Raw genomic sequence first — 21,744 nt, 5'->3', positions numbered from 1 at the left:
TGAAGAGGTGATACATTAGAAGAATCACACTTCAAAGAAGATAATTTGATAGTATCAAAGAGATTAAAAAGTATTTTAAACACTAAATTCAAAAATAGAGATAAGAGGATCAAGTCGCATTGATTCTCTTCTATTTTCAAAGCATGTAAATTGATAGCAATGAATAACTTATAATTTCTTGCTATTTATGATAGGAGAATAAAAATGGCATTAATGATTACTGATGAGTGCATCAACTGCGATGTATGTGAACCTGAGTGCCCTAATGAGGCGATCTCAATGGGTCCTGAAATCTATATGATCGACCCTAATAAATGCACAGAATGTGTCGGTCACTTTGATACACCACAATGCGTTGAAGTTTGCCCTGTGGAGTGTATTCCTAAAAATCCTGATCGTGTAGAGACTCAAGAAGAGTTAATGGAAAAATTCCATCATCTACAAGAGCAAAGTTAAATATGACGATGAAAGTGATAGTCTGTTAGTGATTGCAATTAGTCGATAATTGATAATTACCTGAAAAATATCGCATATTCATTTTAATAGCGATAATATAAACAGCCTTTATTGAATGAATCTATAGTGAAATCGATCTTCTGATATTTTAATATTTCGATGACATAAGATTCACCCCTGATAAGATGCTATCAACCATTAACATTCTATTGACCTTTGTCGATTATTAGAGATCGTGCTATGAAGATAAAACAAATTTTGCTTTCAGCAAGCTTACTCATTTCAGCAGTTTATGCGCAAAAAAATATTGAGTATAAAATGCCCGCACCCGGCGATGATGTCATTGGTGAGATTCGGTATGTTACCCCTAACAAACATGAATCCCTTGCGGATTTGACCATTCGTTTTGAGATGGGCTATGAGGAACTTAAGTGGGCTAACCCTGGAATCAATCCTTGGCTTCTTAATGAACAGCGCCCTATCCTGTTGCCGCTGCAATTTATTCTCCCTGAAGGAAAACGTTCCGGCATTGTCTCTAATATTCCTGAAATGCGGACTTACTACTTTCTAAAAGATTCAGATACCGTTTATGTCTATCCTGTCGGTGTCGGTCGTATGGATTGGAAAACTCCATTAGGCTCTTGGTCGATTACACGTAAACAAGAAAATCCTGCATGGTATCCACCTGCAAGTATTCGTCGTGAACATGAAGAGATGGGACGTGGTACCCTGCCTGGTGTAGTGCCTGCAGGTCCTGATAATCCACTTGGAACACGTGTATTACGTCTTTCACTTCCCAGCTATCTTCTTCATGGTACGAATGAACAGACTGGTATTGGCATGCGTGTAACCCATGGTTGTATGCGCTTTTACCCCCAACATATCGAGCAACTTTACGATATCGTCCCCACGAATACCGTTGTCACCTTCCTTAATGAACCTATAAAGTTTGGTTTCTTAGGTAATGACCTTCTAATCGAAGTTCATCCTCCACTTGATGAAGATAATCTTTCTGTTGCAGATTTGAAAGCTAAAGCGCTATCACAACTTGAGCAATATCTTGAAGAACATCCCAATACATCAGTTAATTATGATCTAGTGAACCTTGCTGTAGAACAACAAAGTGGTGTGCCAATTATTGTTGGTCAAAAAAGTAGTCCATTCAATAGTCAACGGATGCAATCTACCAATAGCTATCAAAACAGCAACAATCACGCACCGATTGAGCTCTATTCTACCCCACAGCCTTATGACATTCCGGCAACTACAACGAATAGCGTACCCTCATCAAGTCAGTCGACTCAAAATTCAGATATTCAGGTCATCACAAAAGAGGTTCGATTAACACCTGATCCTTTTGAAGTCACTGTTCCGATCAGTGTCCCTGATGATCAGGTCACATTTCCCGAGCCATCTTATCCTAGACGATAAGTTATTCTAGAAGATAAGCGGATATCAATACAAATTCTACCTTCCCTTCAATCGACACTCTTGTACGGAAGGTAATCTATTTTCAGAGTGTAATCTATTTAAAAAAGTTAGGACAATAAAAGATATGGCAACCATTGAAGAGAGTCTAGAGATTATCAAACGTGGTACCGATGAGATTATCTCAATCGAAGATTTAACAGCAAAGTTAAAAGAAAATCGTCAACTACAAATTAAAGTAGGCTTTGACCCTACTGCGCCGGATCTCCATCTTGGACATACTGTTGTAATCAATAAAATGCGTCACTTCCAAGACCTTGGTCATCAAGTAAACTTCTTAATCGGTGATTTTACCGGTATGATCGGTGACCCTTCAGGTAAAGATGCAACCCGTAAGCCCCTCACTCGTGAGCAAGTACTTGCAAACGCGAAAACTTATGAAGAGCAGATCTTTAAAGTACTTGATCCTGCACTTACAAAAGTTGTATTTAACTCCCATTGGCTCAATGAGTTAGGGACAAGTGGCATGATTCAATTGGCATCAAAACATACCGTTGCAAGAATGCTTGAGCGGGATGATTTTGAGAAACGTTATAAATCACAGCAACCGATTGCGATCCATGAATTTATCTATCCTCTACTTCAAGGTTATGACTCAGTTCATCTTAAAACAGATGTAGAACTAGGCGGTACAGATCAGAAGTTTAATCTCTTAATGGGACGGGATCTACAGCGAGCTTACGGTATTACTAAACCACAATGCGCAATTACTATGCCACTACTTGTGGGCTTAGATGGTGTCAATAAGATGTCAAAATCACTCGGTAACTATATCGGTGTTGATGATACGCCGGATGATATGTTTGGTAAGTTGATGTCGATCTCTGATGATTTAATGTGGCGTTATTTTGAATTACTGAGCTTCCGTTCTAATGCGGATATCGCACAATTACAAAAAGAAGCGAAAGAGGGTCGCAATCCTCGTGACATTAAATTTGAGCTCTGTGCAGAGCTGATTACTCGTTATCACAATGAAGCGGCTGCAGAAGAAGCACAACGTAACTTTATCGAGCGCTTCCAAAAAGGCAATCTTCCTGAGAATATCGAAGAGAAAATTGTTCAATCAGAAAATGGAGAAATCGGGATTGCTCAAGCGATGAAAGAAGCTGGTTTAGTAGGTTCTAACTCTGAAGGCTTCCGCATGATCAATGAAGGCGCTGTTCGCATTAACCAAGAGCGTGTTGAAGATCGATCAGTAACATTAAAAACAGGTGATGAGGTGATTATTCAAGTGGGTAAACGCCGTATTGCCAAGGTTATTGTAAAATAAAGCGTTTATTATAAAGCATCGCCACAATAACTGCTCAAATGTGTAAATAGAGAGAGTATATGCAACGGCTCTGCTATTTACACATTTCTGATCTTTCTATCTCTCACAAATAGCTATTTCAAGGATTCGATTATGACTTTTGTAGTAACTGATAACTGCATTTTATGTAAATATACAGACTGTGTTGAAGTTTGTCCGGTAGATTGCTTCCACGAAGGTCCTAATTTCTTAGTGATTGATCCCGATGAGTGTATCGACTGCACACTCTGTGAGCCTGAATGCCCTGCCGGTGCAATTCTTTCAGATGCGGACTTAAGTGACGAGCAGATGATTTTTCTTGATATCAATGCCGAACTTTCTCGCAAATGGCCAGTGATTACCGAGCAGAAAGCACCATTGCCTGAAGCGGAAAAGTGGGATGGTGTGTCTAATAAACTTCCTCATTTAGAGCGATAATATATGGCCCGTAGACTCACGAACCAACAAAAAAGATTACTCGAAACTAGACGAGAACAACTTCTCTCTGCCGATGAGCTTGATCAGGCATTTTCCGGACGCGTCATCGCTCAGCATGGTCAACATGTGACGCTTGAAGATGAAGCGCTGAATCTTTATAAAGCCTCTGTCCGTCAAAGTTTAGGAACTATTGTTTGTGGTGACTTTGTCTACTATATGCTTGAACAGAATGAACCTGTCGTGATTGCAAGGCTACCTCGAGAAAACCACTTTTCTCGCCTTGCATTTGGCGGCGCTGAGAAAATTTTAGCCGCCAACATTGATCAACTCTTCATTGTCATTGCTCCACAGCCTGAGCCAAGTCCCTCATTGATTGATCGATATATTATTGCGGCTCACTATTTTGATATTGATGTCGCTTTTATTCTCAATAAATGCGATACCATCGATAATGCAGAGAGCTTGAAGTTCTTAGAAGATTATCAAAAAATTGGGATTCCTATTTATCAAACCTCAATCTATCAACCTGAAACGATCGTCGAACTACAAACTGTTCTGAATGAGCGGACTTCGATCTTTGTCGGTCAATCAGGTGTCGGGAAATCATCTCTAACAAATCAATTGATTCCATCACTTGCGCTACAAACACAAAAGATCAATGCTTCAACAGGTCTTGGAAATCATACCACCTCAAGCACTACACTCTATCATCTTCCTATGGACGAGAGTTATCTAATTGACTCTCCTGGTGTACGCAGCTTTAATATTGAGCATCTACCACTCAGTGCTATTGATCAAGGTTTCCCTGAACTGACAGCTCTTCCTCCTTGCAAATTCAGTAATTGTCATCATCAAAATGATCCTGGCTGTGCGTATCGGGAAGCAGTTGGCACAGGCAAAATATCTGAAAGGCGACTAGAGAGCTACCTACAAATTCGTCAAAGCGTCGAAGCGAGCCAAGCCCGGCAAGTGAAAGGGGGACGGAAGCGGTAAATCACCGTTACTATCGATACCACCACGCTTTTATAAGAAGTGCAGTAACAGCAACAAGCGCCGGGATTGCCAAAAAATAGAAAATTCCGATAATTGTCAATCCTTTTGCGACTAATAGCGCCACTAAGAAAGACCCAACTATTCCGCCAAAACGCCCTAACCCCAACATCATAGAAACACCTGTGGTTCGCCCTGCCGTAGGATAGAATTGTGCTGCTAATGCCGGAAGTGAAGATTGCGCACTATTCATCACAATACCGGCAAAGAGTGTCACGATAATCAGTAATACAATCGGTAGATCAATCATCAACCCCATCAGCGCTACTGAAATGGCGGTTAAGAAATAGAGGCCGGCGATGAGCTTAGTCCCATTGAATCGATCCATCAAGTAACCATTCATAATTGCACCTAACCCGCCTAGTGCAAAGAGACCAGTCACTGTTGATGCCGTTCCACCTGCAACACCGCTCTCTTGAAAGAGTGTCGGCATCCAATTCATCACACCATAAAAAATCACAAGCCCCATAAAATAGGCGATCCATAACATCAATGATCCTAAGAGATAAGGCGGTGTTAATACCAGCAATAAGCCTTTACGCGCAGAATGCTGAGATTCTAATTCTAATCCCGACTTTACTTCTGATTCTGATTCTGATTTTTGATCATTCTGATGATCATTTACAGATGTATCAGTCTTCATTTCCGATAAGATCAAGTGATTAACCTTTAAAACTTCAGGATTGATACGCGCCAAGATCGCTCTTACCTTAGGACTATCTCCCTCTTTTTGATAAAGAAAACGAATCGATTCCGGTAGACTAAAGAACATCACAAATGTTAATAGTAGCGGAATTAATCCCCCTAGAATCAGCATCGAATGCCAACCTAATTGGGGAATTAAGAAACTAGCAATAAAGCCCCCACTAGCAGCACCTAAAGGAAAGCCACAAAACATCGTATTGACAATAAAAGCGCGGCGTTCTTTTGGACAATATTCTGACAACAGAGTCACCGCATTCGGCATTGCTGCCCCTAAACCAATCCCAGTAATAAAACGTAAAATCTCTAATGTTCGAAGATCATTTGCCCAGCCAGAGCTCAATGTCCCGACAGAGAAAAGTAGAACGGAGAGTAACAATACCCATTTTCGACCAATCTTATCCGCTACCGGCCCAAAGGCAATCGCCCCAAAAGCCAACCCAAAGAGTGCAGCACTAAGTACCGGTGCAAGATCAGCTTTTGCAATCCCCCATTCCCCCATTAAACTCGGCGCAATATAACCAATCACTGCCGTATCGTAACCGTCAAAGAATGCAATCGCAAAAGTAAAAAGAAAAATCCGCCACTGAAATCGTGAAAAACCAGCACGATCTAAAAGATCTTGGATATTCATTGTCTGCATTAATATCAATTCCTAACTCTATTTCTATTGAAATGGCTCAAATGGCGACTATATAGCTAAAATAGCGATGATAGATTTTTTTATAGATAACACTTTTAGAGAACGCTTTTAAATAACTCTTTTACCACCAACGATAAAAATGGTGTGTAGGCCCAATACCTTGACCTACTTGTAAGCTATCAGCTTTAGCAATAGCCCCATCAATATACTCTTTTGCCAACCGAACCCCATTCACTAAGCCATGACTAGGATAGAGTGCCGCTATCGCCGCAGACAATGTGCAGCCTGTTCCATGGGTATTTTTAGTGGCAATACGAGGACTAACTAAGCGCTCTGTTCCTGATTGGGTCACCAGAAGATCAGGGCTAATCTCGGCCTCTAAATGTCCACCCTTAATCAACACAGCTTTAGGCCCTAAAGCTAATAAGGCTTCCCCTTGTGCCTGCATCTGTGCTTCTGTAGTAGCTTCATCAGTGTCGAGTAATGCTGCGGCTTCGGGAATATTAGGGGTAATAATATCCGCTAATGGTAACAGATGCGTGCGAATAGCGCTCACTGCATCATTGGCTAATAAGGGGTGTCCGCCTTTTGCGATCATCACCGTATCTAATACCACAAATGGAATGGGATAACGGGTTAAGAGGCCTGCCACGCACTCAATAATATCACTATTCACCAAAGCGCCCATCTTGACTGCATCTGCAATAATATCGTCATAGAGCACACAATATTGTTTCTCGATAAATTCGGTAGGAACCGGTAAAACGCCATCTACCCCTTGCGTTGACTGTGCAGTTAAGGCTGATAAAATTGCCATTCCATAAGTGCCTAAAGCGGAAAATGCTTTTAAATCTGCTTGAATCCCCGCCCCTCCGCTTGGATCTGAACCGGCAATGGTTAAAATCTTATTCATTCTACCTTCTCCTACCTATCAAGTTTCTTCCGTTGTCTTCTACTATTCTTGTTCTGCTGTCACGATTGTCGAGAGTAAAGTTGTTGCATCAGCGACATCCTCTTGCCCACAAATAGCCGAAACCACTGCAATACCATCAACACCGGTACTCATCACCGATTCTGCATTAGAAGCATTAATACCACCAATAGCCACCTTCTTACAAGCGTGCGCTTTGACAATCGCTTTCAAACCATCAAGCCCTAATGCTGGACGGGCATCTTTCTTCGTTGTCGTGGCAAAAACGGGGCCAACGCCCACATAATCCACCACAGTAAAATTCACTGCTTTTAATTCTTCAACCGATCCGACAGAGAGGCCAATAATTTTCTCCTCCCCTAATAATTTACGGACAACGGTCGCCGGTAGATCTTTCTGCCCAATGTGAACACCATCGGCATCCACCGCTAAAGCGACGTCGACATGATCATTAATGACAAAAGGAATATTATGGGCTTTTAAGATCGGCTTGAGTACCACCGCCGCTTTATACCATAAGCCTTTATCAATCTCAGCTTCTGAACGTAATTGAACAAATGTCACACCATTTGCGACAGCCTCTTTGACGGTCTCTACCATCTTATCGAGGCCTCCACACATTTGAGGATCTAATACTAAATAGAGCGATAGATCAAATATCGCCCGGCGATCTAACCATTGATGAAATCCTGCCATAATGAAACTCCTTTGAGATATTGATTTATTATTTATTATGAATTTTTGAGGACTGCTTATAAATGCCCTTATTTTTAACGGCATACTTGTGTTAAAACAGAGTTACCGTAAAAGGTCAACTTATTTGAGGTTATTTCAGATTTAAAAATAGTTTATTCTGATTATCTTCAATAGAATCAAATCTCTCCACAATCACCAACAGATCCTATCTCTTCAGATTTATAGTACTTCTGTTTTCTCCTCTTCCGCTTGTGCTAATGCAAAAAGCGAATCAGCATTAATGAAAGAGAGTTCATCCAAATAACTAACAGCAAAAGACCCCATTCCCTCGCTTTTTTCTGCAGCACGCATTCCCGCTAACGAGACCACATAACAAGCCGTTGCCGCAGCTTCCACCACATCTTGTGAGGCACCAATTAATCCTGCCACTAAGGCCGATAGTGAACAGCCGGTTCCTGTGACTTTCGTTAATTGTTTTGTACCAATACTCACTTCATAACTCTTCTGACCATCGGTAATAATATCGTGACGGCCTGTCATCGCTACGACAGTATTGAATTCTCTAGCCACCTGCTCGGCATAGATTACGGCCTCCCTAAAATCTTCTTGAGAATCTACCCCTTTCGATTGTGCTACTTCTCCGGCAAGGGTTTTGATCTCAGCAACGTTACCGCGAATAACGGTCGGCTTATATTGCAATAATTGCGCAACAATCTCCGTGCGATAATAGAGCGCCGGTCCAATAGCCACAGGATCGAGCACCCAAGGAGTACCGGTTTCATACGCCACTTTTGCAGACGCTAACATCGCTTCGGCTGTGGGCGCTGTAATTGTTCCAACATTAATCAATAATGCACTTGCAATCGTAGTAAAATCCCCACACTCCTCAATACTAGGCACCATCGCCGGACTACCGCCGGTAGCTAGTAATACGTTCGCTGTAAAATTTTGTACCACGTGATTGGTCATACAATGCACAAGTGGCGATTTTTCCTGATACATTAACCAATAAGGAACGGCATTCATCGCTGAAAATGGGATTAACATTCAAACTCCTTTGATTCTTTCATTCGGCTTTCATTCGGCTTTTATTTCAACCTTCCGTTCAATCTGTCGTTCGGTCTTTCATCCAAGCCTTAAAATTTTACTTCCAATCTGTGCTAACGCTTCACCAAAGAGATCACTCTACTCCGGGGTAATCCATTCGATCAATGTATGTCCTTGATGATCGGGGACGAGCGTTTGATAGAGCCAAGGCATAATAGCTTGCATCTGCGCTTCTAACTTCCAAGGCGGATTGATCACAATCATTCCGGAAGCAGTCATTCCCCGCTCTTCACTATCGGGTTGTACTCCTAATTCAATCTGTAGAATTTTACGAATCCCCGTTTCTCGCAGCGCTTCTACCATCTTATTGATCTGCGTACGAGAGACAACAGGATACCAAATCGCATAAACCCCTGTTGCAAAGCGTTTATAACCGTCAACAATACCCGATACCACCGCTTCATAATCCGTTTTTAATTCATATGGGGGGTCGATTAATACAAATCCTCGGCGACTTACCGGCGGTAATTTGGATTTTAGTTGTTGAAATCCATCTTCTTTCAAGACTTCTGCTCGGCGATCTCGGGCAAATTCCTCGACTAATCGCGGATAATCACTCGGATGAAGTTCTGTCATAATCAATTGATCTTGGGATCTCAATAATTCTTTTGCTAATAGTGGAGAACCGGGATAATAGCGCAATTCACCATCGGGATTAAGTTTCTCAACGATCTCTAAATAAGGCGCTAAAATTTCCGGGCGTTCTGAAGCGGCCCATATTCTCGCAATACCTTCAAGATATTCCCCGGTCTTCTCCGATTCAGCACTCGTTAATTGATACCGTCCCGCACCGGAATGAGTATCTAAATAGAGAAACGCTTTCTCTTTCTCTGTTAATGATTCAATAATCAAACTCTGAACGGTATGTTTGAGAACATCCGCATGATTGCCGGCGTGAAAGCTGTGACGATAACTTAACATGTAATATCAATTTCCTGATCAGTGGCGAAAACCACATAACAATGATTATTTATAATAACTTTGCAAATAGATCTTAAAATAGATCCTAACTAAGCACACTTTAAGCAGTGCCGCTCAAAATATTGGGTCATTATAACGAAATTACAGCGGGATTGTTTGCCAGATTCTCAATGATTCATTCTGAAAATACTCAACCTATTTAGATCTTATCAACCATTTTTAGATCAAGCTCTCGCTTTTGCCTAATTTCTCTTCGATTTCCCCGTTATGATTAGAGAAAAAACGTATAATGAAACATTGTTAAAATGACGCGGGATAGTAGAAGATTTATGAAAGATCATTATATAGATACACAAGAAGCGCTCGATCAGTGGTGTAATATCCAACTAGAAGAGATTACGCTCTTAGCGCTCGACACAGAATTTCTACGTGTGAAAACCTACTTCCCTAAGCTCTGCTTGATTCAACTTGCCACCGATCAGGAAGCGGTTTGTATTGATCCTTTAGCTATCAAGGATTTTACGGCGCTCAATGCGCTCTTAACTGCGCCTCACATTACTAAAATTATCCACTCTGCAAGCCAAGATCTCGAAGCGATTGTCCACGCGCTCGGCATCTTAGTAACGCCCGTCTTTGATACTCAAACAGCGGCACAAATTACCCTTAATAAAAAGGTCGGCATCAGCTATCACGATCTTGTTCTACACTATTGCGATGTAAATCTTACTCGAGATCAAACACGAACACAGTGGGATCTGCGTCCGCTTTCGAGCGAACAGCTTAAATATGCCTATGATGATGTACATTATCTTATTCCTACTTACCATAAATTAGTGGCAGAAATTGCGGCTAATGGCCAGCAGGATACGCTGAAAAACCACTTTATTCCGCTGACCGAACGCGCTCGCTATGAACCGAATCCAGAAATGGCTTGGAAAAAGGTCAAAGGCTCACAGCGATTACGGGGTTCTAAAAAGCAGCTTCTCAAATCGCTTGCTAAAATGCGGGAATTAGTGGCGATTCAGCAAGATATTCCAAAACGTTGGGTTATCAAAGATGACATTCTTATTCACTTAGCCGAGAGCTATTCTCAGAAAAATCACAAACTCTACACAGACTATGCCGTCACCTCGTATCCTGAAGTAACACAGAATCAAGTAATTCGGACCATTGAAAACTTTTGGAAACAACAGCCCGCTTTACTCGATGATGATGAGGGTGATGAGGAAGAATAGAAGAGAAAGAATAGAATCTTGATTCACCGAGAGATCTCTACGAAAGTCATCTCCTCTACAACCAAAAACCGTATTAGTGCCGATTGAATCGATCCTAATACGGTTTTCTTTTATAGTAAATTTGGTTTAAGAAAGTATAAAACCTGACTTACCAACACTTGCAAGATGCCGGATAGAACGGCTTCCGTACTTATTACAGCTGATGCGCCGGCATTTCAATCAGCTTCTTTTGAACCGATCTTACTATATCTTCTTTAGTCTGAATTTTAATCGTTGTCGATATATCTATCCTGACACGATCCGACTAAAGTACAGTTTTTAATGCTTCATCTTCACTAATTTTACCATCTAAAGCTCTTTGTAACTGCTCTTCATCTAATGCGTTATCCCAACGGGCAACCACGATTGTGGCACAAGCGTTACCGGCAAGGTTCGTCAAGGCACGACACTCAGACATAAAGCGGTCGATTCCTAAAATAAGCGCCATCCCTTCGATCGGCACTGACGGTACGACTGAGAGCGTTGCTGCTAAGGTAATAAAGCCGGCACCTGTTACACCCGCGGCCCCTTTTGAACTCAACATTGCCACAAGAAGCAGCAGTAACTGCTCTCCAAAGCTCAAGTGAATACCACACGCTTGCGCAATAAAGAGCGCCGCCATCGTCATATAGATATTGGTCCCATCAAGGTTAAACGAGTAACCTGTTGGAATCACAAGTCCCACCACAGATTTATCACAACCTGCTTTCTCCATCTTCTGCATCAAAGTAGGAAGCGCCGCTTCTGAAGAACTTGTACCTAATACTAATAGTAATTCTTCTTTGATATAACGCATTAATTTCAAAATTGAGAATTTGTTATAACGCGCCACTAAGCCGAGGACTATCACAACAAACAGAATTGATGTGACATAGAAAGTAATGACTAAAAGTGCCAAATTCGATACTGACTCAATCCCGTAACGACCAATGGTAAATGCCATCGCCCCGAATGCCCCAATCGGTGCAAATTTCATCAACATCGATACGATTTTGAAAATAGGCTCTGCTAATTGATTCAGGAATGTGACAATTGGTTCACCTTTTTCACCAATACTTGCCAGCGCAATCCCGAATAGCACAGCAACAAAGAGCACTTGCAGGATATTACCGCCTACTAATGGGCTCACCAATGTTGTCGGCAGGATGTTCATAAAGAAAGCCACCATCGAACTATCTTGCGCTTTCTCTACATAACCGGCGACAGCATCGGCATTATTTGAGAGCGAGGCAGGATCGATATTCATCCCCGCACCAGGTTGCACCACATTCGCGATGAGCATCCCGACAAAGAGCGCAATTGTTGAGAACGTGAGGAAGTAGATCATCGCTTTCCCGGTCACGCGCCCCACGGTTTTCATATTATTCATACCGCCGATACCGGTCGATACAGTAATAAAGATCACAGGCGCAATAATCATCTTCACGAGCTTAATAAAAGCATCGCCGAGTGGTTGCATCTTTTGACCAATATCCGGCGCAAAATGCCCTAACAAAATCCCCACAACAATGGCAAAAATCACCTGTACATAGAGAATTTGATAGATTTTCGTTTTCTTCACTTTCGGCATATCCGGCGGTAGATTATTAGGTGTTTCTATCGATGTAGAACTCATAAACTTAAACTCCTCAAAGGCAATCGAGTTCTCCCTCCCAAGACTCCATTGAGGGGAGATTCTTTAATAATAATTATTGGATTACTTCGACTTCGAAAAAGCGGTCATTATCTAACAAAAAATTGAAATATCCACCAAAATATTCCGAATTGTAGAGATAAAATGCACTCACTCTGAAGCGATTATTTTTTATCTTGCCGTTTTTTATGTAAAGAAATTTAAAGGTTACGGAGAATTACAACAATACTACAAAAATTGAATAATTGAATTGAATCACGATCACAATGCGCTATAACCAAAAAACTATTGAAATAATAGAATATTATCTCTTTCTCTGCTCTCATCTAACAACTTTTTCGATCATCAATCATTATCGTAGGATTCAATATTTTGCCCAAAAAAAATGCGCCCAATGCGCACTTTTTCCACAACTATTTTTCGAGTAAAAAGGGGTAGTTTATCTCTGTTAACTTACGATTATTTCTCAACAATGATCGCTCAAAATTAATAACTTTTAGTTATACCTTTAGTGAAAAAAGAATAGAGTTAAATTTGAATACTACAAAAAAACGACACCTATTCTTCTCTTCTTAAGCTATCAAATCCGATCTTATCATTCTAATTTAAGTAAAAAATCCACATCGAGTGTGGCAGGTTGAAAGCCTGAACGCTCAATCTCTCCTTGTACTAAAATCGTATCTTCTGGCGTGACTTCAATCCCATACCACTCATCCCCTTCGATCTCTAAAACCATCTCTCCCGAACTATCTTTGAAGCGATAACGATCTTTACCTATCTGCTCAACAATTTGACCCTGTAAAGTCACCCGCATCTCATCATCAAGATAGAGCGCATCTTCCACCAATGTCGCGCCATTATTTTGTCGAATATCGAAGTTAATCGCGATCTCCTCTTCCGGATTACTATCTGTAGGAAGATCGTGCCCTTCCATTGCCCATACAGGCTCTGAAATCGCATTTAGCGCTAAACTGAAGATTACGCCAGCAATCACTGTAAAAAAGGTTTTAACTCCCATTTTTACCCGCTGGTTCGTCTGTTGATTCATCATAGCGGTTTTATCTATACAACTAGATTCACCCTCAGTGATTTGCCAATCCATCTGCCGTTCCATTTGCATTCCCTCCTGACAACTTCGATACTTATTTGATATTGCCATTAAAGCAATTGAATCTTAAGATGTGCTTAACAAAGAGAAATTATCAAATAGTTGATTTACTAGATCATCAAGATAATTTCCCATATCCTCATCTAAAATCTTAGAAATCTACTCAATCTCCTCTACGAGCGCCTGAAACTCCGCCTGCAATTTTTGACACTGATCGCTCAATTGCAAGAGTTTCCGCTTCTCCTCGGCAATGCTCGTAAGCTCCAGTCGCTCTATTTTTGAGAAGTAGTGTGTGGCACTGAGATCATAATTCTTTTTCCGAATCTCACTTAATGGGATATCGAGCGCGAAATTGCTATTCGTATCGGATGCTTGCACCTCGGATAAATCCGAGGCTTGAAGTCGCGTTGTGATCTGCTTAATATCCGCTTCTGAGAAGATTCGATAGCGTTTTTTCGAGCTTATAAACCCAAGAGATCGGCCATCAATTAAACGGATCGTATTGACCTTTTTAGCGCGATTAAGAATGAGAATATTACTCTCAATGCCGGTATAACTCATCATACTCCCCGGCAGATAGATCAGCGCTTCAACCCAATTGCGTTCCAATAGCTCTTTACGAAGTGCCAAATCATAACCCGCTCGATAGCTCCAGCCCGGTGCAATATGCAAAATCACCCGCCCGCTTTCGTGAGTTTGATAGAGCGCTTCTTGAATCCAAAGGCTATCACTCGCCCGCGAAGAGATCGGATCATCTATTAAGAGATAAGGGACTTTTGCTAATGCCGTTAATAGTTTTGAATCAATCTGAATCCCTAAAGGCGGTTGAGAAATCACCATATCTATGCCAAGCGGTTCTACGATCGTTTCCCTTACCGGCGCTGACTCCTCCGGTACTTCTTGTTCTGCTTCTTGTTGTGAGGCGTTCTCTACCGATTGATCGGTGGCTTGATTTACACTATCTGCACCCATCAAAGTATCACCCACCAGGAAGCATCCTTTACGGGCCAACATCTCAAAGAGTAACTGCGTTAACGCCACATTGATCGGCACAATATCCCGCGCGATAAAACTTGGGGGATTGAGCAGATAGAGCAAGCGCCCAAAGCCACAAACGCCATCATAGACCTTTTGATGAGGATAGAGGCGCGCGATACTACGCATCAAATAGGGAATAGAGCTACTATCTAAATCACCAGAATGCCGGCGATTCTCAATCGTTACGCCAGTATAGATCCCCTCCGCCACAAAGTGCGCGAAGTTCAAACGATTAGCATCACATTGCTGATAGATCTGCCGATAGCTTTCGATCAAACCGCTACAAGGAATTTGCCGGTAATACTCTGCTTTTAATGGTAATCGCCGTTCTTTACAGAGCGTTTGACACGCTTCAAAGAGGTAGCTTTGTAACCGCTTCTCCCCCGATTCAAGCGCATCAATAGCTTGATCGGGATCTTGCCAGAAGAGATAAGCTGAACTCATAATAATCTCTGTCGCATCTTCGATCGGCACAGTACCCCGAAATTCTGAGATTAGCCCGAAGAGGATCGCCTCTGATTTAAGCGCATCCGATTGCACAGTTTCCATCTTACGACTCATCGATCTCCTCCCCCATCATATTATTCACAACCGATTGAAAAGTGGCATTTTGCTGACGATAGAGTGCCGACATTGCCTCAAGCACTTCAATATTTTTATAGAACAGGCGCTGTAACTGTTTCTGCTCCTCAAGGCTTGGAAGCGTCAACTCTAAAGAACGCAATTTCCCCACCGGCACATTACGAATCGCCGTCCCCACCGCAAGCCCTTCTAACTTCGCTTGTCCCACAGGGCTATTGAGGAACGACACCACCACTTCCGGTAAGATCTTCATATTATTCGCCTTAATCACAGTAAAATTAGGGGACGGAATCAGATTCAATTCCGCATCGTGCGCCTGTACAATCGTCGCCCGAAAGCTCGCACCGCGCGACATAAAGATCACATCACCTGCCTCTAAACGCTTCGCCTCAAAAATCGCCGGCTCCACATAGACCTTACGCAAATTGGCATTCTCTCCATCTTTAATCAATGAAAGATACCCAAGCTCGAGCAAATTCGACCCACTTAACAAAATCGCCTCCTGCGTCAAAGGCGCTACCTGAATCTCCTCATACTTAATCACCCCTGCGGATGACACCTCTGCAACCTCTTTTAGTTTCATTGCTACCTCAAAATCGTTATTTGATAATGATTGAATTGAATCATCATAACACCATTGATATGAGATTATGAATAATCGATGAGTAGGAATTAATACCGATCTTTACTATCATAATCGTATGTTGTGACAAGCGTATTATCTTCCGCAACTACCACAATCCCCCCTTTATCCCGCAACTTACGAGCGGTGCGAAGCTGTTTCTCAAGCAATTCAATCATCGTCTCAACCCGTTTGCGATTGAGCACCCAGCGATCGTTCTCGATTTCACCATATTCTAATGTGAGCTCAACCATCTCTTTAGTAATGCCCCGTTGATTCATTCTCTGATCAATATGTCGTGATAATTGCATCCTCTCTTCCTCCCTTACCATTTAAAATTTTTTCTTCTATTCAAAAATAGTTATCAGATAACTATTAAATACTTTCGATAAAAAGGATATTAAACCATTCACAAGTAAATTGCAAATAGTTATTCAATAACTATTTTACTTTTTCTTTGAAATGATATTTGAGAAAAAGAGAGGATAGAAGATCGCCACTCACATCGACAAAAGATGAATGAACAATCTATTTTTATTCAACACCCGATTCTATGTAGTAGCCAAAAGGCACATTTTTATAGCTCAAAAGGATTGAAGAGAAGCTTATGATGATTATTTATGTAGTAAATATGTAGAATCTTGTTCTATATCAAGATGAAGAGAGAGAAGCCTGTTAGACTAAGTTCATTCCCTAGCAACAAGCTTTTAAACATTATAGTAATTCCATTCCCTCTGTAATTTTATAAAAGCTTGTAGTTTTCACTGATTTCAGCACTCGTTGAAATCAGTTTTTTTATGGAAGAAAGAAAAGTTTGGAATTTCTAATATAAGTTATCCCATCGCCGGGGTGAATGATCCTGTTCTTATTGCAATCGTGCGCCGGCAATTGTGGCGTTTCTCAATGCCAAAAGCCCTTATTCTTTCCCTTTTAGCGACTTAATTTTTTAATTAAATCAGCGATTACAACTCATAAAAATAAAGCCCAGCGAAGATATCACCGGGCTTTTAATATAAATGTTAGCTGATGCCTAACAGGATAATACTTAGCACTTACTGCTTGACCTTATCCAGGTGCCGCTCAGTTCCCTCATATTTATAGACCAAGAGAAATATAATGGTCTTTATGCGTCATAAGCTTAACATACAAATACAATCACTCATAAGATAATTTATCTCATCGCCGGGGTGAATGATCCCGTTCTTATCGCAATCGTGCGCCGGCAGTTGTGGTAATTTCATTGCTGAGAAAGTAAGGATTAGCGATCTTGAGAATCAATTGGTACTTGATCGAAAGGCTTTAAGCCTCTCAACTGCGGGCGCGGGATCTGTCTGGTCTTAGAGACATTCCCTCCCGCTGGGAATCAGCTTTGATTAGAATGACAAATTTTAGACAACTTTCCCATATAAGAAAAATAAACACTATCTTTGATGATATAAGAAAAGCAATCTCATCGCCGGGGAGAATGATTCCGCTCTTATTGCAATCGTGCGCCGGCAGTTGTGGCATCTAAAATGCCGGCGAAGTATACTAAGAACAATTAAATCACTGTCAGACGCGCATAGCCTAAAACGAGTACCTTTCGGCCGGCCTCGGCGAATTGGACGATCACTCTTGTACTTGCGCCCACGCCTTCGAAGCCCATAATGACGCCTTCTCCAAATTTCGGATGCGTAACCGATTGCCCTACTTGATAATCCCCCATCTCTGAATCTACGGTAGTGCCGGAACCTGAATTCAATGAATTGGATTGCATTCCAAATGGCTTCATTGAAACCGCAGGGCCAATCACATTCAGCAGATTTTCCGGGATATCCCGTAAGAAACGAGAAGTGGACATCTTCATCGTTTTACCATAAAGCATCCGCTGTTCAACACCTAAGAGATAGAGATGCTTCTCTGCACGAGTAATGCCTACATAGGCTAGTCGGCGCTCTTCCTCTAAACGAGTACTATCCATAATCGCCGGATCGCTTGGGAATAATCCATCTTCCATTCCCACTAAAAAGACAATCGGGAACTCTAATCCTTTCGAGGCGTGAAGCGTCATTAATTGCACACTATCCTCATCGGCGCTCGCTTGAGTATCACTCGAATCAAGTGCTGTTTGCCCCATAAAAGCTTCTAACATCTCTTTTGTAGAACGGCTATTTACTTCAGCCTCATCATCGACTACGGTCATCGTAATCGTTTTTTCCTCTGCATTTTCCGTTAATAGATCTAAAGTACCTAGTTCTAACGCTTCGGCAACCGCTTCATTCTCTTCAATATCTAAAGGTGCAAGACCTGCACTCTCCATCAATTCGGCATCAAATTGTCGCTCTAAACGCTCTTCAAAGGCTAATGCTTGCTGATCTTCCGTCATATAGTAGCTTGCGGCAGATACCAACTCATTTAAGTTATCAATGCGATCCTCACCTCGATTGAGTGGCTCTTTTTTGTAATGCGCTTTCAGATTACTGCGCTCAATCACATAATTGAAGAATTGATCTAAAGCCATCACCTCCACTTGCCGCATCAAATCTGTAATCTGCTCATAATAAGCCAGCAGAACATTATGAACGCGCGTGGTCAGCGTTTGACTCTCTAATAGATATTGCAACGAATCCCAAAGCGATAAGCGATGCGTTGTGGCATATTCCCGCAATTGCTCCATTGTCGCCGGCCCAATACCTTTCGGCGGTGTTGTCATACTTCGCTCGAGTGATACATCATCGTGAGGATTATTCACCATACGAAGATAAGCCATCACATCTTTAATCTCAGCCCGATCAAAGAAGCGTAAACCACCGTAGACGCGATAAGGAATCTGTGCTCTTAGCAAGAACTCTTCAAATAAACGAGATTGCGCATTTGACCGATAGAGAATCGCCATATCCGATTTGCGATACCCCTCTTTAATGCGCTCTTTGATCGTTTCAATGACATAGCGTGCTTCATCGTGCCCATCTAAACCGCGATAAACTGTAATCAGTTCGGCAGACTCATTCTCTGTCCAGAGCGCTTTATCAAGGCGTTGGGTATTTTTGGCAATCACTGCATTAGCCGCCGAAAGAATCGCTTTAGTGGAACGATAATTCTGCTCTAAACGTACCGTTGTGACATCAGGGAAATCGCGATCAAAATGAAGAATATTCTCGATTTTTGCCCCACGCCAACCATAAATAGATTGATCATCATCCCCCACCACAAAGAGATTACGATATTGCCCTGATAAGAGCTGAAGCCAGGCATATTGCACGCTATTAGTATCCTGAAACTCATCCACAAGGATAAATTTAAAGCGAGATTGATAATGCTTCAAGAGCGGCGCATTACTCCGCAATAACTCCACAGTCCGAAGTAGAATCTCCGCAAAATCCACCAATCCCGATTGATTACAGATATTTTGATACTCTTGATAAAGCATAATAAGGTTTTGCGTCATATAATCGCCATAAGCTTCTAAATGCTCAGCTCGGCGACCTTCCTCTTTATTGCCATTAATAAAGGAAGCGAGTAATTTCGGGGGATAGAGCTTCTCATCCATCTCTTTCGCCCGCACAATCCGCCGGCAGAGACGAAGCTGATCATCACTATCCATAATTTGAAAATTCTCAATGAGCCCCGCTTCCCGGTAATGAGCCCGTAACATTCGATGACAGAGCGAATGGAAAGTCCCAATCCACATTCCTCGAATCGAGAGTTTTAACGTACTCTCAAGACGAGAGCGCATCTCAAAAGCGGCCTTATTGGTAAAGGTCACCGCTAGAATGCCGTGTGGTTCCGCTTGCCCTGTTTCAATAAGCCAAGTAATCCGCGAGATCAATACTCGTGTTTTACCAGAACCTGCGCCGGCTAATACTCGAACAGGACCTAACGGTGCTGTCACCGCTTCATATTGATTTTCATTTAATTGCTCTAAATAACTCATTACGCGCCAAAAATTTTCACCATTAGGGATTGATTGTTTACTACAAAATTACTACTAATTTTCACTATCTTATAAACTATTTTTACTGCTAATTCATAAAGTAAATGGCTTTGATAAAAAAAGTAACCTGTTATGCGGTACCATTCTCTATGAAGCCACTATATAATAAGTGTCCGATTATACCTTTTATTGTTGTCAGATGAGATAGAAAAAATGATTGATACCAAAAAACCCACTCGTGAATTAAGTATGACTGTGCTGATGACCCCTGATATGGTCAACTTTTCAGGAAATATCCACGGGGGGAATATCCTCAAATTACTCGATCAAGTGGCTTATGCTTGTGCTAGTCAATATGCAGGAACTTATGTTGTAACGCTCTCAGTGGATAAAGTGGTTTTTAAACAACCGATTTATGTACAAGAACTCGTGACCTTCCACGCAAATGTAAACTATGTCGGCCGCACCTCTATGGAAATCGGCGTACGCGTAGAAGCGAAAAACATCAAAACCCGTGAAGTCCGTCATACTAATAGCTGTTACTTCACAATGGTTGCAATCAATGACAACGGTAAACCCACGCCGGTGCCAAAACTCGAAATTCGTAACCGCACCGATCAACGTCGTTTCGATAATGCAGTGCTTCGCCTCAACTCTCGTCTAGCTTTCGATAAAGCGCAGATCAAAGATGAAGATGAGGATTAATTCCTCCATTCACTGCACCAACTATTTTAAATAGAATCGAATCAGAGAGTAACCTCAGGTTACTCTCTTTTTTATTTCTGTATTCATCATTGCTAATAAAAATATGGCATAAGAAGACCTACCTCACCGCCGGAGCGAATGATCCCGCTCTTCTCACGATCCTGCGCCGGCAAGTTCAACATTTCTCATTGTCGAGAGATTTCAAATCACTCAACTGCGGGCGCGTGATTTTTCTAGCTTCTCGATCTCTCTATCCCGCACTGAATCAGCTCTTATTTATTCATAAGAAGACCTACCTCACCGCCGGGGAAATGATCCCGCTCTTCTCACGATCCTGCGCCGGCAGATTGAGCATTTCTCATTACCGAGAGATTTCAAATCACTCAACTGCGGGCGCGTGATTTTTCTGGTTTCTCGATCTTTCTATCCCGCACTGAATTAGCTCTTATTTATTCATAAGAAGACCTACCGCACCGCCGGAGGAATGATCCTGCTCTTCTCGCAATCCCGTGCCAGCAGATTGGGCATTTCTCATTGCCGAGAGATTTCAAATTACTCAACTGCGGGCGCGTGATTTTTCTAGCTTCTCGATCTTTCTATCCCGCACTGAATCAGCTCTTATTTATTCATAAGAAGATCTACCGCATCGCCGGAGAAATGATCCTGCTCTTCTCACGATCCTGCGCCGGCTGTTTTGGCGGCTTTTAATGTCGACACCCTTAAATTTTTCTCTAAAAATTCCCCTTAAAATTTCAACTTTCTTCAAGGATCAAGTACCCAATATCAGAAATTTTGCATAAATTTTATTCAAGTTTTAGCGTTAAAAAGCAACAATATTTCACTTTAAATAACCAATTTTGATCTTTGCGTTATCATAGAAATAATAATCGATCTCAAAGAAAATCCATTTTCCAAAAATGCTTGTCAAGTGACAATATTGTGACAATTCAAGCAATTGCAATCGATTTCGCTTTCCGTATAATCAAAAAGGTCTAGGCCAAATCCTGTTTCAAGATTCTTCGAAGTACGATTTTTCACACTTGCCTAGACCGCCAAATGGTAGTGATCAATTTGAAAAGATTTAGGTTTTTAAGTTAATGATTCGTTCATTTTTCCCTAACTTTTCCCCTCACTTAAAACCCTTGAGGT

Annotated in this window: 18 protein-coding genes; 7 read left to right on the top strand and 11 right to left on the bottom strand. The window is 41.7% G+C overall.

Features of this window, described 5'->3' with window-relative positions:
* Positions 1 to 204 precede the first annotated feature (204 nt).
* The 5 genes from DC083_RS06645 to rsgA all read left to right on the top strand — a co-directional run bounded on the left by DC083_RS06645 (position 205) and on the right by rsgA (position 4,663).
* Complete coding sequence (locus DC083_RS06645; RefSeq protein ID WP_109189440.1) at positions 205 to 456, top strand: YfhL family 4Fe-4S dicluster ferredoxin; 252 nt, start codon at positions 205 to 207, stop codon at positions 454 to 456.
* 240 nt (positions 457 to 696) lie between these two features.
* A complete protein-coding gene (locus tag DC083_RS06640) occupies positions 697 to 1,887 on the top strand; it encodes a L,D-transpeptidase family protein (RefSeq protein ID WP_109189439.1) in 1,191 nt (396 codons plus the stop codon).
* A 124-nt stretch (positions 1,888 to 2,011) separates the two neighbouring features.
* The gene (gene tyrS / locus DC083_RS06635) at positions 2,012 to 3,214 is read left to right on the top strand and encodes a tyrosine--tRNA ligase (RefSeq protein ID WP_109189438.1); all 1,203 of its coding nucleotides are present in this window, start codon (positions 2,012 to 2,014) and stop codon (positions 3,212 to 3,214) included.
* A gap of 132 nt (positions 3,215 to 3,346) precedes the next feature.
* Entirely contained in the window at positions 3,347 to 3,670 is a 324-nt protein-coding gene (gene fdxA / locus DC083_RS06630; protein WP_109189437.1) for a ferredoxin FdxA, read from the top strand.
* A gap of 3 nt (positions 3,671 to 3,673) precedes the next feature.
* Positions 3,674 to 4,663 carry a ribosome small subunit-dependent GTPase A gene (gene rsgA, locus DC083_RS06625; protein WP_109189436.1) on the top strand — a complete coding sequence of 330 codons (990 nt, stop codon included), beginning with the start codon at positions 3,674 to 3,676 and terminating at the stop codon, positions 4,661 to 4,663.
* 10 nt (positions 4,664 to 4,673) lie between these two features.
* Here rsgA and DC083_RS06620 read toward each other — a convergent pair whose 3' ends face one another.
* The 5 genes from DC083_RS06620 to DC083_RS06600 form a co-directional block, all read right to left on the bottom strand.
* Positions 4,674 to 6,065: an MFS transporter gene (locus DC083_RS06620; RefSeq protein WP_109189435.1), complete on the bottom strand. Its 1,392-nt coding sequence runs from the start codon at positions 6,063 to 6,065 to the stop codon at positions 4,674 to 4,676.
* A 121-nt stretch (positions 6,066 to 6,186) separates the two neighbouring features.
* On the bottom strand, positions 6,187 to 6,978 hold the full coding sequence (thiD, locus tag DC083_RS06615) for a bifunctional hydroxymethylpyrimidine kinase/phosphomethylpyrimidine kinase (protein WP_109189434.1): 792 nt from the start codon (positions 6,976 to 6,978) through the stop codon (positions 6,187 to 6,189).
* Between the two features lie 42 nt (positions 6,979 to 7,020).
* Complete coding sequence (gene thiE / locus DC083_RS06610) at positions 7,021 to 7,692, bottom strand: thiamine phosphate synthase (RefSeq protein ID WP_109189433.1); 672 nt, start codon at positions 7,690 to 7,692, stop codon at positions 7,021 to 7,023.
* A gap of 219 nt (positions 7,693 to 7,911) precedes the next feature.
* Positions 7,912 to 8,739, bottom strand: coding sequence for a hydroxyethylthiazole kinase (gene thiM / locus DC083_RS06605; RefSeq protein ID WP_109189432.1), 828 nt, complete (start codon positions 8,737 to 8,739; stop codon positions 7,912 to 7,914).
* A gap of 138 nt (positions 8,740 to 8,877) precedes the next feature.
* Complete coding sequence (locus DC083_RS06600; protein ID WP_109189431.1) at positions 8,878 to 9,720, bottom strand: 23S rRNA (adenine(2030)-N(6))-methyltransferase RlmJ; 843 nt, start codon at positions 9,718 to 9,720, stop codon at positions 8,878 to 8,880.
* A 329-nt stretch (positions 9,721 to 10,049) separates the two neighbouring features.
* Here DC083_RS06600 and DC083_RS06595 point away from each other — a divergent pair, with 329 nt between their 5' ends.
* A complete protein-coding gene (locus DC083_RS06595) occupies positions 10,050 to 10,955 on the top strand; it encodes a ribonuclease D (protein ID WP_189364557.1) in 906 nt (301 codons plus the stop codon).
* A 304-nt stretch (positions 10,956 to 11,259) separates the two neighbouring features.
* Here DC083_RS06595 and DC083_RS06590 read toward each other — a convergent pair whose 3' ends face one another.
* The 6 genes from DC083_RS06590 to DC083_RS06565 form a co-directional block, all read right to left on the bottom strand.
* Positions 11,260 to 12,609 carry a dicarboxylate/amino acid:cation symporter gene (locus DC083_RS06590; RefSeq protein ID WP_109189429.1) on the bottom strand — a complete coding sequence of 450 codons (1,350 nt, stop codon included), beginning with the start codon at positions 12,607 to 12,609 and terminating at the stop codon, positions 11,260 to 11,262.
* 613 nt (positions 12,610 to 13,222) lie between these two features.
* A complete protein-coding gene (locus DC083_RS06585; protein WP_157954900.1) occupies positions 13,223 to 13,741 on the bottom strand; it encodes a YgiW/YdeI family stress tolerance OB fold protein in 519 nt (172 codons plus the stop codon).
* A 153-nt stretch (positions 13,742 to 13,894) separates the two neighbouring features.
* A complete protein-coding gene (locus DC083_RS06580) occupies positions 13,895 to 15,334 on the bottom strand; it encodes an N-6 DNA methylase (RefSeq protein WP_109189427.1) in 1,440 nt (479 codons plus the stop codon).
* On the bottom strand, positions 15,324 to 15,938 hold the full coding sequence (locus DC083_RS06575) for a restriction endonuclease subunit S domain-containing protein (RefSeq protein WP_109189426.1): 615 nt from the start codon (positions 15,936 to 15,938) through the stop codon (positions 15,324 to 15,326). The genes DC083_RS06580 and DC083_RS06575 overlap by 11 nt, the downstream gene beginning before the upstream one ends.
* 89 nt (positions 15,939 to 16,027) lie before the next feature.
* Complete coding sequence (locus DC083_RS06570) at positions 16,028 to 16,288, bottom strand: DUF4258 domain-containing protein (RefSeq protein ID WP_109189425.1); 261 nt, start codon at positions 16,286 to 16,288, stop codon at positions 16,028 to 16,030.
* Positions 16,289 to 17,517: 1,229 nt separating this feature from the next.
* On the bottom strand, positions 17,518 to 19,890 hold the full coding sequence (locus tag DC083_RS06565; protein WP_109189424.1) for a UvrD-helicase domain-containing protein: 2,373 nt from the start codon (positions 19,888 to 19,890) through the stop codon (positions 17,518 to 17,520).
* 213 nt (positions 19,891 to 20,103) lie between these two features.
* Here DC083_RS06565 and DC083_RS06560 point away from each other — a divergent pair, with 213 nt between their 5' ends.
* Positions 20,104 to 20,595 carry an acyl-CoA thioesterase gene (locus DC083_RS06560; RefSeq protein ID WP_109189423.1) on the top strand — a complete coding sequence of 164 codons (492 nt, stop codon included), beginning with the start codon at positions 20,104 to 20,106 and terminating at the stop codon, positions 20,593 to 20,595.
* Positions 20,596 to 21,744: the final 1,149 nt, after the last annotated feature.

It is taken from the genome of Ignatzschineria ureiclastica, from assembly GCF_003121845.1.
Lineage (GTDB): Bacteria > Pseudomonadota > Gammaproteobacteria > Cardiobacteriales > Wohlfahrtiimonadaceae > Ignatzschineria > Ignatzschineria ureiclastica.
This window is presented reverse-complemented; position numbering and strand designations above follow the sequence as displayed.